Below are 12,416 nucleotides of genomic sequence, written 5' to 3' on the forward strand. Positions count from 1 at the left end.
TTGCCGTTACAGCAACTGGAGGGGTATTTACGCACCAGATATCCCATCTGGGATGGTCTGTTAAACCGGGGAAAGCGCGGCTTTCCGGATAACCGTGGGGAACGTGCGCACGAAGAGCCGGGTTCGCGACCGGGAAGCCGGAGGAAGCTCCAGTTGTCGCGTTTCGCGTCGGCTCCGAAACGCTGCGTAATCCGCCTCCTCGCGCGCTTCCGGACGCGAGGCGATGGCGGGTCGTCTGTCAAGTGCGACGCGGAAATCGGGGGCCACACGGAACTCCGGGCGCGTGGGAGAGCTCCCGCGGGTGATCGCCCGATGTAGCCTTTGCCCTGGCGGGAAACCTCGGCCACCACCTCTTTCCAGGCCCTGACCGCCGATTCGATCGTCGGAAACGGTAGGGGTTCCGCTGGGGTTTCTGGGCGGTTCGGCACCGGCTTAGCATCGGATCGATCGAGCTTGCATGGATTTATCCGGGCGAATGAGGTGGTGTGTCTGGGCGGTTTATTCGCGGCAAGTCCCCACGCGGGCAAGGGCCATCGTGCGAACGCCACTCGCGCGGTGGCCTTGCTTTTCACGTGCGAACCGCGACTGTGAGAACACCGTCACCGAGAACGGGGCCGCCGGAATGAGGAAACGGAGACGTAACGGCCGGTCGACAGGCCGGGAATCCGTTTCTCCGATCGGGCGGCCTCGCGCGGTGAATATCACGGAAACGGGCGTCGTGAAATCAACGCGGCCGGACGCGGCCGGGCTCCGAGCGCCATTTCACCGCCCGCGCTCGTGGCGGTGACGATCCATTCTCGAGCGAGGCCCAGGAGGAACGAGTCTCCGGAAGGCACGGCCTCGCCCGCAGCACCTCTCCCGATGCGAGGACCGCAGCTCGCACCCGTCAAACCCGAGGAGTGAAGATGCCCCGCCGTCTGTTCACCTCCGAGTCGGTCACCGAAGGCCACCCGGACAAGATCGCCGACCAGATCAGTGACGCCGTTCTCGACGCCATGCTCAAGGGCGACCCGAAGAGCCGCGTCGCCGTCGAGACCTTGATCACCACCGGCCAGGTGCACGTCGCCGGTGAGGTCACCACCCAGACCTACGTCGACATCCCCGGCCTGATCCGCGACACCATCCTGGAGATCGGGTACGACGCGTCGCACAAGGGCTTCGACGGCGCCTCATGCGGTGTGTCGGTGTCCATCGGGGCGCAGTCCCCCGACATCGCCCAGGGCGTGGACGACGCCTACGAGGTCCGTGAGGGCGAGGGCACGGACGAGCTGGACCGGCAGGGCGCCGGTGACCAGGGCCTGATGTTCGGTTATGCCTGCCGGGAGACGCCGGAGCTGATGCCGCTGCCGATCACGCTGGCGCACCGCATGGCGCGGCGGCTGTCGGAGGTGCGCAAGAACGGCACGGTGCCCTACCTGCGTCCCGACGGCAAGACCCAGGTGACGATCGAGTACGACGGTGACCGTCCGGTCCGGCTGGACACCGTGGTCGTCTCCACCCAGCACGCCCCCGGCATCGACCTCGCCGACCTCCTCACGCCGGACATCAAGGAGCACGTGGTCGACCCCGTCCTGGCCGAGCTGGAGATCGACACCGAGGGGTACCGCCTGCTGGTGAACCCGACCGGCAAGTTCGAGATCGGTGGCCCGATGGGTGACGCGGGCCTGACCGGGCGGAAGATCATCGTGGACACCTATGGCGGCATGGCCCGTCACGGTGGCGGGGCGTTCTCGGGCAAGGACCCCTCCAAGGTGGACCGCTCGGCGGCGTACGCGATGCGCTGGGTGGCCAAGAACGTGGTGGCGGCGGGGCTGGCCGACCGGGCCGAGGTCCAGGTGGCCTACGCGATCGGCAAGGCGCAGCCGGTGGGTGTGTTCGTGGAGACGTTCGGCACCGAGACGGTCGAGGTGTCGCGTATCCAGGATGCCATCCTGCGGGTGTTCGACCTGCGCCCGGCCGCGATCATCCGTGACCTTGACCTGCTTCGCCCGATCTACTCCCAGACCGCCGCCTACGGCCACTTCGGCCGCGACGAGTTCCCTTGGGAGTCCACCGACCGCGCCGAGGCACTGCGTCAGGCCGTCTAGGAGCGCACCCCAACCGGCTTCCGCGAGCACATGGCCCGGCGTTTCCTGATCGCCGGCGACGCGATGGGCGCCACGCCGAGTCGGCCGCGTGGACACCAATGCGTCGATCGTGGAGACGTGTCAGGACCTGTCGCAGGTGAAGGCGGCGGCGCGTCGTGCGGTGGAGCCGGCGGGTCGTGATGTACCTCCCGAGGCGCCCGGTATCCGCTCTCTCCGGGCGAACCGGGCGCCGCGCACGCGGGGTTCGTCGCCGGCCTCGAACCTCGCCATCGGTGACCGGACCGCGCCGCCGATCGTCCTGGATTCCACCGAACCGGCCGTGCTCCAGGCCGGCCTGGAAATGCCCGGCGGCGGCGCGATCGTCAATTCGGTGAACCACGAGGACGGTGACGACCCCGAGTCCCGATTCACCGGGATCACGCGCCTGGTGAAGGAGCAACGGCGGCGCGGTGGTGGCCATGGCCATCGGCGAGGATGGGCAGGAAGTGGAAACCGCGCGTCGCCACGTGGTTGATCGAGAATCCGACAGCCGATAGGGAATGGCCGCCGGGGACATCATCGACCGCCTCGCCATCCCGATCGTCACCGGTCAGGAGGAGACGCGGCCCGACGCGATCAAGGCCATTCGCGAATTGAAGCGCCGTTATCCGGCCCTCCAGGCCACTTCCGGGTCGTCGAATATCTCGTTCTGCCTGGATCCGGCCGCTCGTGTGGTGGTGAAACCGGTGTTCTTGAACGAAGTGTGTGAACGCGCCGCCGGATTCGGCGATCGTGCCCCGCGCGGCGTGACGCGCCCGCGAAGGACGGCGCCGCGCCCCTCACCCGTACATGATCAGGGCCCAGGACAGGCACCCCAGCGCGGCGGTGGACGCCATCGCGCGCACGACGTTCCAGCGGACCCACCTGGGCTCGAAGCGCCCGCGCACCGCCCCGGGGTCGGCGATCCGCGCCGGATCCCCCGCGGCGTCCAGCGCGTTGTTCAGCGGGATGTGGATGGCGAAGGTGATCGCCAGCATCGCCCCGTACACCACCAGCGCCGCCGCGATCCACGGCAGCGCGTCGCGGTGCCGCTCGTCCAGGTGCACCACGATGGCCGCAGCGGTGAGCAGGGGAGCGCCGGCGAACCCGGCGGCGAACCAGCCGTTCAGGATGACGACGTTGATCCGCTGCATCACCCGGATGTACGTGCGGTCGTCCACCTGTCTCAGCGCGAGCATCACCGAGCACGCGTAGGCGTAGAACAGGCCCGCGACCAGCCCTGTGGTGATCGTCGCCGCGATCAGCACGGCCTGCCGTAGCGCGTCCACTTTCGCCTCCTCACCGCGCGGGCGCGCCCCGCGCGGCGCCCGGCCCTGCCATTCAAGCGGCCGTCCCCGGAGACGGACCATGGCCGAGAAGCGCGGCGGCATGTTCGAGCGTCTACCATGTGGCCATGGACGCGCTCGCGAGCCTGCTGGACGGGCCGAGGGCCCGGGGAGCCTTCTTCATGCGTTCGATCATGACCCCGCCGTGGTCGCTCCGCGTCCAGGACCGCGCGCCGCTGACCCTGGTCGCCATGGTGCGGGGCGACGCCTGGGTGGCGCCCGGTACGGGCGCGCCGGTCCTGCTGCGTCCCGGGGACGCCGCCGTCATCCTCGGGCCCGAGCCGTACACGATGGCGGGGGACCCGGCCACGCCGCCGAGGGCCGTCATCCATCCGGGGCAGCGCTGCACCACCCCCGAGGGGGAGCCGCTGACCGGCGTCATGGACCTCGGCGTCCGCACCTGGGGGGACAGCCCCGACGGGCCGGTCATGATGCTCACCGGCACCTACCAGATGCGGGGCGAGATCAGCGGCCGGCTGCTCGCGGCCCTGCCGGGCCTGCTGGTCCTGGCGGGCGACGCCTGGGACGGCCCGCTCATCCCGCTGCTCGCCGCCGAGATCGTCAAGGACGAGCCGGGGCAGGAGGCGGTCCTGGACCGGCTGCTCGACCTGCTGCTGATCGCCGTCCTGCGCGCGTGGTTCGCCCGTGCGGGCATCGGCGCCCCCGCCTGGTACCGCGCGTACGGCGACCCCGTGGTGGGCAGGGCGCTGCGGTTCATGCACAACGCGCCCGAGCATCCCTGGACGGTCGCCGAACTGGCCGCGCGTGCCGGGGTCTCGCGCGCGGCGCTGGCCCGCCGCTTCACGGGGCTCGTCGGCGAGCCGCCCATGGCGTACCTGACCGGATGGCGGCTCGACCTCGCCGCCGACCTGCTGCGCGAGACGGACGCGACCGTGGAGGCCGTGGCCCGGCGGGTCGGGTACGGCAGCTCGTTCGCGCTGAGCACCGCCTTCAAACGGGTGCGCGGGATCAGCCCCCGCGACCACCGGGCCGCCGTGGCGGCCAGCGAATAACGGGTTGTCAAGGCTGCTGTCACGGTCCACAGGCGAATCATCCTCATAACCGAAAATACGAGCCGACCGATATTAACGGCGCTTTTCTGAAGGCGCCGGGTGCCGGGTCTGCGGACGCGGGATCGTCATCCGAATTCGGTTCGGAATTGAGGGGGCCCAGAAAGATCGCCGCGTACGGCCGTGCCCGTGCCGCGAGAACACTCCCGGCCGGTTCCCCGCCCAGCCGCGAGAAAGGCCTTGCGGACACCCATTTACTCGTCCTATGGTGGCCACCACCGAAAGATCCGGTAACCGGGGAACGGGCCCGAACGGGCCAAGAGATTGGCCGCATGTCATCACGGGGATGACCACGCCGAATGGGGCCGAGGGCGGCCACCGGCCTGATCGGCGACCATTCAGGCGGCGTATACGGGGTGCCGGCGGACCGCGAGAGCCGGCAGTCGCGTACCGGCCCGTAAACGGCCGGAGATCCCGCGCGGATCGCATGGGCTGTCATGACCCGAGTAATCATCCGTCGCGCCTATGTGCTCATGCACGAGTGAACGCGGGTGCGCCCGGTCGCCTCGCCGGACGTCGCGACCGGGGACCACGAGCCTAGGGAACGCCATGGACACGACCGACCACCGCCGACGCCGGCTGGGCCCCGGCGACCCCGGCTACGACGCGGCCCGCGCCATGTGGAACGGCATGTACGACCGCCGCCCCGCGTTCGTCGCCCGCTGCCACACCGCCGCCGACGTCAGCGCGGCCCTGCGGCACGCCGCCGACGAGACGCTGGAGGTGACCGTCCGGGGAGGCGGACACGGCGTCGCCGGGACGGCCGTCGCCGACGGAACCCTCATGATCGACCTGTCGCCGATGCGCGCGGTCACCGTCGACCCCGTGGCCCGGGTGGCGCACGCGGCGGGCGGATGCCTGGTGGGCGACGTCGACGCCGCGACCGCGCCGCACGGCCTGGCCTGCCCCCTCGGGACCCACTCGCGGACCGGGCTCGGCGGCCTGGCCCTCGGCGGCGGGTACGGCTGGCTGGCCCGCAGGTGGGGTCTGACCTGCGACCACATCGAGGCGGCGGAGGTCGTCCTGTCCGACGGGTCGATCGTCGAGGCCACCGAGGACCGCCACCCGGACCTGCTGTGGGCGCTGCGCGGCGGCGGCGGCAACTTCGGCGTCGTCACCCGCTTCACCCTGCGCCTGCGCCCCGCCGGCCCGGTGCACCACCAGGTCGCCGTGTACCCGCTGAAGGAGGCGGCGAGCGCGCTGGCCGCCTACCGCGCGTTCGCCCCGCGCCGGCCGCGCGACCTGCGCACCACGGGGTCGTTCCGGTACGCCGGGCGGCAGGACTGGATCCCGGCCCGGCTGCGCGGGACCCCCGCGCTGTTCCTCACCGCCGCCTGGTTCGGCGACCCGGCGGACGGCCCTGCCGCGACCACGCCGCTGTTCGCCACCGCGCCCCCCGCGAGGGCGGTCGCCCGGGTCATGTCCCACGCCGGACTGCAGGCCCTCGGCGACCACGGCGAGCCCTCCGGGCACCGGTACTTCATACGGTCGTCCTACCTCGACGACCTTCCGCCCGGCGCGGCGATCCGGTTCACCGACGCGGCTCGCGAGATGCCCTCGCCGCTCTCGTCGATCGGCTTCGAGTACCTGCGGGGCGCCGTCACCGACGTCCCCGACGAGGATTCCGCGTTCCCGCGCCGCGACGCCGCATACATGTGCACCGTCTCGGCGCAGTGGACCGCCCCGGAGGCCGACGCCGAGAACACCGCCTGGGCGCGCCGGACGGCGGACCGGCTGAGGCCGTTCGCCTCACGCGGCGGGTACGTGAACCACCTGCAGGACGAGAACGAGGGGAGGGTCCTGGAGGTGTACGGGACCGCGCGCCACCGGCGACTGGCGGCCGTGAAGAAGGCCTACGACCCCGGCAACGTCCTGCGCCACAACCACAACATCCCGCCCGCCGCCGACAGCTGACCGCCGGGCCCCCGCCGGCCGGGGCCGGTCAGGGCTGGTCGACCAGCAGGCTGTAGGTCCCTGTGAGGGTGTGCCGGGAGGTGGTTCCCGCGCGCACCCGGGAGGCCGCGCGCAGGAAGCCCGGCTTGCAGTTCTCGCCGGAGTAGAGGATGGCGTCGGCGTTGGTGCCGTTGGTCACCGTGACCAGGCTCATCAGCGGGAACCGGGGCAGGACGTAGCAGCCGGGCTTGGGGTGGACCAGCTTGGTGCGGGGCAGGCGCTCGGTCTCCACGAGGAGCTCGCCGGCCGTGTTGTCGTCCCCGCGTCCGGCCGCGGACCCGGTGCCGGCCACAGTGCCGGACCCGATGCCGGCCGCGGACCTGGGTACGGATCCGATGCCGGGCGCGGTGCCGGGTACGACGCCGGACGCCGTGGCCGGCCACGGGGCCGCGAGGGTAATGGGCGCGGCGGCGAGCAGGACGGTGAGGGTGGTCAGGGCACGTCGCATGGCATTCTCCTCGGCCGTTGATCTTCACCGCTCCCCATCGTAACCGAGAGTGACAGATCGATCACCGAGGCGGCTCGTTACTTCTAGCCAGGACGACGTGGGGTTTTGCCGTCCATCTGGTGCCGTCTCGGCCGTCGCTAACGGATTGGTGGAGTTCGGTACATGCGCGTTCTCTGTGCGTGACGATGCGGTGCATGCGGAAATGGGCGTGGATCGCGGGTGTGGCGCTGCTCGTGGTGGCCGGGGTGTTCGCGTGGCGGGGGCTGCCCGGTGCGAAGTGGGGCGACGTCGACCCCTCGGGCGTCGTGCTCGGCCTGGCCGGGCTGGCCCTCGCGGTGATCGGGACCATCGCGGCCGTCGTCGCGATCCGGCCGACGCTGCGCAGCCAGTGGATGGCCGACACGGACGTCGACGCCTGGGCCCAGCGTCTGGCCGTCATCGTCTACCAGGCCGAGACGACCCAGCTGACGCAGTTGCTCGCCGGGCAGGGCCGCCGCATCGACGTCCGCTTCGTCCTCACTCCCGCACCCGGTCACCCCGCCGACGGCGCCGCGCCGGAGGGCACCCTGAAGGCGGTGACCGCCTACTTCCGGGATCTGCGGCCCCAGCGCCTGGTCATCACCGGCGCGGGCGGCTCGGGCAAGACCGTCCTGGCCCTCGAACTCATCCTCACCCTGCTCGAACCCCGGATACACGGCTCGGCCGGCGGCGGCCCCGTCCCGATCCGCATCCCCGCCGCGGGGTGGAACCCGGGCAAGGTGCCGGTCAAGCGCTGGCTGGTCGGCCATCTCGTCGGCACCTTCCGCCTCAGCGAGGTGACCGCGCGCGCCCTGGTCGACGCGCATCGCATCCTGCCGGTGATCGACGGCCTGGACGAGATGGACGAGTCCCCGGCCCGCGGCGTCAAGTCCGAGGCCGGTAAGGCCCTGCGTGCGCTCAACAAGTACCAGGACGGGAACACCAAGGCCCGCCTCGTCCTGACCTGCCGCACCGCCCAGTACGAGACCCTCACCGGCGGCGGCGCCTGGGCCCACGACGCGGCCCGCGTCGAGCTGGCTCCCGTCACCCCCGCCCAGGCGAGATCGTTCATCGAGTCCGTCTCCGGAACCCATCAGATGCCGCGGTGGCGCCCGGTGCTCGACGCGCTGGACGACCCGGTTCACCCGCTGACCGCCGCCCTGAGCACTCCCTGGCGGCTGACCCTCGCCACCACGGTGTACCAGCCGGATCCGGAAACCGGCGAACACCCGCGTGATCCCGCCTACCTGGCCTCCCTCACCACCGACGAACAGATCAGCGAGCACCTGCTGAGCCTGTTCATCCCCTCACTCACCGCCGCCGCCACCGCCGCCGAGGCGAACCCCCACGGGTACCGGCCCGAGCAGATCCACCGCTGGCTCCACGTCCTGGCCCGCTACCTGCACGCCAACAGACGGCGGAAGGCTTTGTACGGCAAGACCCTTTCCACCACCGACCTCGTCCTGCACGAACTGTGGCCTTTGGCCCTCGACCACCCCGGCTTCGCCACCAGAATGCTGACCCATCCGCGGATCAAGCCGTGGCCCGAGCCGGCACGCCTGAAGCCGGCCCAGTTCCTGACCCGCGAGGTGTTCACGCACCTTCCCTCCACGCTCACGCCCGCGCTGGTGTCCACGCTCCTGGTCGGATTCACGTTCGGTCCGCTTCTGGGGCTCGTGGCCGGGTTCGTGGCCGGCCCGGTCTCCGCGCTCACGGTCGGCCTGCGCGCCCCGGGGCTGCGGAGCGGAGTCGACCCCCGCGAGCCGGTACGCGACGACCGGAGGGCGGCGATCACCGTCGCCGTGGCCAACGGGAGCGCGCTGGGTTCGGCCCTCGGCCTCATCTCCGGACTCGTGCTCGGCCTCGCGCCGGGAATCGCGTTCGGCCTGGCCGGCGGCCTCCTGCTCGCCGTCAGCGGCGGACTCGTCGTCGCCGCCAGAGGCACCCCCAACCTCGGCGGCGCCGCCCTCCGCTACACCCTGTTCCGCCTCTCGACCCGCGGCGCCCTTCCCCGTCGCCTCCCCGACTTCCTCCACTGGTGCTACGCCGACGCGGGCCTCATGCGCGTGGCCGGCATCGCCTACCAGTTCCGCCACCGCGAACTCCAGAACCACCTGGCCACCCACCCCAGCCCCACCCCTCGCTAGCTTCGATCTGGCGCAGGCGAAGCATTCACGCATCGTCGGGTAGCCGCGCCTGGCGGGCGGCGGTTTCGATCGGCGGAGGGAGCCATGCTGGGAGGATGAGCGATCCGCGGGTCTTGGGAGTCGACGCGTGCAGGACGGGGTGGTTCGGCGTCGCGTTGCTGGGTGGCCGCGCGTCCGTCTTCTACGCGTCCGGCATCGCCGATCTCGTCGTCGGGGTCGAGCGTGACGGCGGCCTGCTCGATGTCGTGGCCGTCGACATCCCGATCGGGCTGCCCGATGCCGGTCGCCGGCAGGCGGACGTGCTCGCGCGGGAGGTCGCCGGGCCTCGGTGGGCTTCGGTGTTCATCACGCCGGTGCGTACGGCCCTGGAGGCCGGCGACTACCGCGGGGCCGCCGAGGCGAACCAGCGGCTGGCCGGCGAGGGCATCTCCCGGCAGGCCTTCGCCCTGCGGCCGAAACTGCTCCAGGTCGACGCGTGGGTCCGCCACGGCGGCCGGCGTGTCGTGGAAGTGCACCCGGAGGTGAGTTTCGCCACCCTGGCCGGAAGGCACCTGACCACCCGCAAGTCCTCCTGGGCGGGGGCGGAGGAACGCCGGCGCCTGCTCGCCGACGCGGGAATCGTCCTGTCCGGCGATCTGGGCGAGGCCGGTGCGAAGGCCGGAGTGGACGACGTGCTCGACGCGGCGATCGCCGCCTGGACCGCCTGCCGGGTCGCCCGCGGCGAGGCCAGAACGCTCCCCGACCCGCCCCAGACCTTCAGCGACGGCATCCCCTGCGCCATCCGGGCCTGACCTCCACCCCGGGGGCGGCCACGCAGAAGCCATGCCCGAGGGTCAATCCTCGAACGCCTCCACAGGAGCCTACGGAAGGGCTCACTATCAACACCCAACTCCTGCAAGCCGTCCTGCGAGACCCCACGTGGGCGGCCAAGCTCACCGGCGAAGACCGGCGCGCCCTGACGCCGCTGTTCTGGGCGCACGTCAACCCTTACGGCCGGTTCCGCCTCGACATGGACAGCCGCCTCGATCTCGGGACCGCCGTGTAGGAAGGAAGGCTGCAGTGGGTCGCGTTCCCCTGCCGCGATCGCACGGGGTCGTCGGCGGTGCGTATCAGGATTGCGCGGGTTCCTCGTGTGGCGCGTTGAGGGCGGCGGTGAAGAGGTTGGCGAGTTCGAACGGTGTCTGGTCGCCGAGGAAGAGGTCGACGGTCTCGTTTGCATCGGCGTATGCGGCGTCGCTGCGCGGGAAGAGACCTTGTTCGTAGGTGGTGAGTGCCGCTTCGATGTCGCCGGGGTTGGCGGCGATCGCCTTGGCGAGTTCGGCGCCGTCGAGCATCGCCAGGTTCGCGCCCTCGCCGGACGGCGGCATCAGGTGTGCGGCGTCGCCGAGGAGTGTCACGCCGGGGGTGCGGTCCCATCGGTGCCCGTCGGGGAGGGTGTAGATCGGGCGCGGGACCGGTGCGGTGTCGCTGTCGGTGATCAGAGCGGTGAGCTCCGGCGCCCATCCTTGGAGCTCGGCCGCGACCTGGGCGGTCGCGGCGGCGGCGTCGGTGAAGTCGATGCCGGCCACCCACTCCTCAGGGCAGTGCAGCTCGAAGTACGTGTGCAGGATGTTGCCCGCCTCGCGGTGCGCGATGATCCCCTTTCCGGGAGACAGGGCGTACATCGCGCCGCCGCCGACCGCCTTGGCCGCCGCGGGGTGCCGCTCGTCGGCGTCGTGCAGGAAGGTCTCGATGGAGGAGGTGCCGGTGTAGCGGGGCTTGGCATCGGACAGCAGCGGCCTGATCCTCGACCAGGCGCCGTCGGCGCCGACCAGGAGGCCGGTGGTCACGGCCGGTCCCTCGGCGAAGGTCACCTCATGCAGGCCGTCGCCCAGGGACCGGGCACCGGTGACCTTGCGTCCCCACTGGATGGTCTCGGCAGGCAAGGAGTCGAGCAGGATCCGGCGCAGGTCGCCGCGGAGCACCTCTGGACGCCTGTGCGTGCCGTCGTCGGGCATTTCGGCCAGCACCGTTCCGCGGGAGTCGAGCACGCGTGAAGCCGCGCCGCCCTCATGGATGATCGCGCGGAACTCCTCCATCAGGCCGGCCGCCTCGAGCGCGAGCTGCCCGTTGTAGTCGTGGATGTCGAGCTGGCCGCCCTGCGTGCGGGCCTCCGCAGAGGAATCGGCCTCATAGACCATCGCGGGGATGCCGTTGACATGCAGAACGCGGGCGAGGGTGAGGCCACCAAGGCCCGCACCGATGATCGTGACTGGTGTCGTCATCATGTTCCTCTCAAACTCGGTTGGAGCACTGCTCCAATATATCCCGTTTTGGAGCAGTGCTCCAAGCGGTGGCATGATGGAGCTCATGGTGACCAGGACGAAACGAGGGGAACGGCGCGCGGACGCGCTGTCGAGGGAGCGGATCGTCGAAGCGGCCATCGAGATCCTCGACGCCGGCGGTGAGAGCGCCCTGACCATCCGGGCGCTCACGGCCCGCCTGGCGACAGGGACCGGGGCGATCTATCACCACGTCGCCAACATGAACGAACTGCTCGCGGCGGCCACCGGCGACGTCATCGCCAGTGCCATGACCGACGTGGTCAGCGTCGCCGACCCGCGGGAGGCGATCCGGGCCACCGCCCTCGCAGTGTTCGACGCGACCGACTCCCACCCCTGGGCGGGCTCCCAGCTCTCGCGCGAGCCGTGGCAGCCCGCGTTCCTGCAGATCGCCGAAAGCCTCGGCAGGCACCTCCAGGCGCTTGGTGTCCCCCAGCGAGCACAGTTCGACTGCGGATCCGCGCTCGGGAACTACATCCTCGGCGTCGCCGGACAGAACGCCGCCCGTGCCCGCCTCCACCCGCACGACCGGTCGGCCGTACTCGAAGACATCGCCGCACGGTGGGCGCAACTCGACCCCGACAAGTACCCGATCATGCGCCAGGTGGCGACACAACTGCCCGAGCACGACGACCGCACGCAGTTCCTGGTCGGCATCGACCTCATCCTGGCCGGCATCACAACCGTCCTCTAAGGAGCGTCCGAGGACCACCCCGCACCCCCGCCCGGCGACCATCGGGCCTTCGGAGGAAACCAGCGGAACCAGCCGCGACCGTGACCACTCTGGTGTTCCGTTTGGGCATCCCTCAACGGAACACCACCCGGGCCGGATGGACACCCAGGTCGGGGTGTTCCGTGCGTCGAATCATCGAAGCGTCGGGCCACACGCCTGGCTTAGCTCGCTTCCGATCCGAGATCGTTTCACCGCCTCGTCAGCCGGCCGAGGGTTGCAACTCCAGGACGGAGCGGAGGTCTGGTTCATCGAGCGCCTGTTCGCCATCGACGACG

At 71.0% G+C, this 12,416-nt stretch carries 11 protein-coding genes; 8 read left to right on the forward strand and 3 right to left on the reverse strand.

The features are described from left to right. Positions 1-905 precede the first annotated feature (905 nt). Positions 906-2,087 (forward strand): methionine adenosyltransferase, encoded by a 1,182-nt coding sequence (gene metK / locus AB0M95_RS11240; protein WP_358515135.1) that lies wholly within the window; start codon positions 906-908, stop codon positions 2,085-2,087. An 88-nt stretch (positions 2,088-2,175) separates the two neighbouring features. After that, entirely contained in the window at positions 2,176-2,601 is a 426-nt protein-coding gene (locus AB0M95_RS11245; protein WP_363762139.1) for a hypothetical protein, read from the forward strand. Positions 2,602-2,905: 304 nt separating this feature from the next. On the opposite strand, the gene AB0M95_RS11250 is transcribed toward AB0M95_RS11245, so the two are convergent. Continuing rightward, on the reverse strand, positions 2,906-3,394 hold the full coding sequence (locus tag AB0M95_RS11250; RefSeq protein WP_363762141.1) for an anthrone oxygenase family protein: 489 nt from the start codon (positions 3,392-3,394) through the stop codon (positions 2,906-2,908). Between the two features lie 125 nt (positions 3,395-3,519). On the opposite strand from AB0M95_RS11250, the gene AB0M95_RS11255 reads away from it, so the two are divergent. Both AB0M95_RS11255 and AB0M95_RS11260 read left to right on the forward strand, forming a co-directional pair. Further along, positions 3,520-4,464 carry an AraC family transcriptional regulator gene (locus AB0M95_RS11255; protein WP_363762146.1) on the forward strand — a complete coding sequence of 315 codons (945 nt, stop codon included), beginning with the start codon at positions 3,520-3,522 and terminating at the stop codon, positions 4,462-4,464. 606 nt (positions 4,465-5,070) lie between these two features. Further along, the gene (locus AB0M95_RS11260; RefSeq protein ID WP_363762148.1) at positions 5,071-6,435 is read left to right on the forward strand and encodes an FAD-binding oxidoreductase; all 1,365 of its coding nucleotides are present in this window, start codon (positions 5,071-5,073) and stop codon (positions 6,433-6,435) included. Positions 6,436-6,463: 28 nt separating this feature from the next. On the opposite strand, the gene AB0M95_RS11265 is transcribed toward AB0M95_RS11260, so the two are convergent. Then, positions 6,464-6,922, reverse strand: coding sequence for a hypothetical protein (locus AB0M95_RS11265; protein ID WP_363762150.1), 459 nt, complete (start codon positions 6,920-6,922; stop codon positions 6,464-6,466). A gap of 194 nt (positions 6,923-7,116) precedes the next feature. Here AB0M95_RS11265 and AB0M95_RS11270 point away from each other — a divergent pair, with 194 nt between their 5' ends. The 3 genes from AB0M95_RS11270 to AB0M95_RS11280 all read left to right on the forward strand — a co-directional run bounded on the left by AB0M95_RS11270 (position 7,117) and on the right by AB0M95_RS11280 (position 10,132). Beyond that, positions 7,117-9,087, forward strand: coding sequence for an NACHT domain-containing protein (locus AB0M95_RS11270; RefSeq protein ID WP_363762152.1), 1,971 nt, complete (start codon positions 7,117-7,119; stop codon positions 9,085-9,087). Positions 9,088-9,182: 95 nt separating this feature from the next. Then, positions 9,183-9,878, forward strand: a complete 696-nt coding sequence (locus tag AB0M95_RS11275; RefSeq protein ID WP_363762154.1) for a DUF429 domain-containing protein — start codon at positions 9,183-9,185, stop codon at positions 9,876-9,878. An 86-nt stretch (positions 9,879-9,964) separates the two neighbouring features. Further along, complete coding sequence (locus AB0M95_RS11280; RefSeq protein ID WP_363762218.1) at positions 9,965-10,132, forward strand: Tn3 family transposase; 168 nt, start codon at positions 9,965-9,967, stop codon at positions 10,130-10,132. Positions 10,133-10,196: 64 nt separating this feature from the next. Here AB0M95_RS11280 and AB0M95_RS11285 read toward each other — a convergent pair whose 3' ends face one another. Continuing rightward, positions 10,197-11,354, reverse strand: a complete 1,158-nt coding sequence (locus AB0M95_RS11285) for an NAD(P)/FAD-dependent oxidoreductase (protein ID WP_363762156.1) — start codon at positions 11,352-11,354, stop codon at positions 10,197-10,199. A gap of 82 nt (positions 11,355-11,436) precedes the next feature. On the opposite strand from AB0M95_RS11285, the gene AB0M95_RS11290 reads away from it, so the two are divergent. After that, complete coding sequence (locus tag AB0M95_RS11290; protein ID WP_363762158.1) at positions 11,437-12,102, forward strand: TetR/AcrR family transcriptional regulator C-terminal domain-containing protein; 666 nt, start codon at positions 11,437-11,439, stop codon at positions 12,100-12,102. The last annotated feature ends 314 nt before the right edge of the window (positions 12,103-12,416 follow it).

Origin of the sequence: Sphaerisporangium sp. NPDC051017 (assembly GCF_040683095.1) — a bacterium.
Lineage (GTDB): Bacteria > Actinomycetota > Actinomycetes > Streptosporangiales > Streptosporangiaceae > Sphaerisporangium.

Excerpts from the sequence above, each read along its gene's own strand:
- metK (WP_358515135.1), top strand. The coding sequence starts at position 906 with ATGCCCCGCCGTCTGTTCACCTCCGAGTCGGTCACCGAAGGCCACCCG.
- AB0M95_RS11255 (WP_363762146.1), top strand. The coding sequence starts at position 3,520 with ATGGACGCGCTCGCGAGCCTGCTGGACGGGCCGAGGGCCCGGGGAGCC.
- AB0M95_RS11260 (WP_363762148.1), top strand. The coding sequence starts at position 5,071 with ATGGACACGACCGACCACCGCCGACGCCGGCTGGGCCCCGGCGACCCC.
- AB0M95_RS11265 (WP_363762150.1), bottom strand. The coding sequence starts at position 6,922 with ATGCGACGTGCCCTGACCACCCTCACCGTCCTGCTCGCCGCCGCGCCC.
- AB0M95_RS11270 (WP_363762152.1), top strand. The coding sequence starts at position 7,117 with ATGCGGAAATGGGCGTGGATCGCGGGTGTGGCGCTGCTCGTGGTGGCC.
- AB0M95_RS11275 (WP_363762154.1), top strand. The coding sequence starts at position 9,183 with ATGAGCGATCCGCGGGTCTTGGGAGTCGACGCGTGCAGGACGGGGTGG.
- AB0M95_RS11285 (WP_363762156.1), bottom strand. The coding sequence starts at position 11,354 with ATGATGACGACACCAGTCACGATCATCGGTGCGGGCCTTGGTGGCCTC.
- AB0M95_RS11290 (WP_363762158.1), top strand. The coding sequence starts at position 11,437 with ATGGTGACCAGGACGAAACGAGGGGAACGGCGCGCGGACGCGCTGTCG.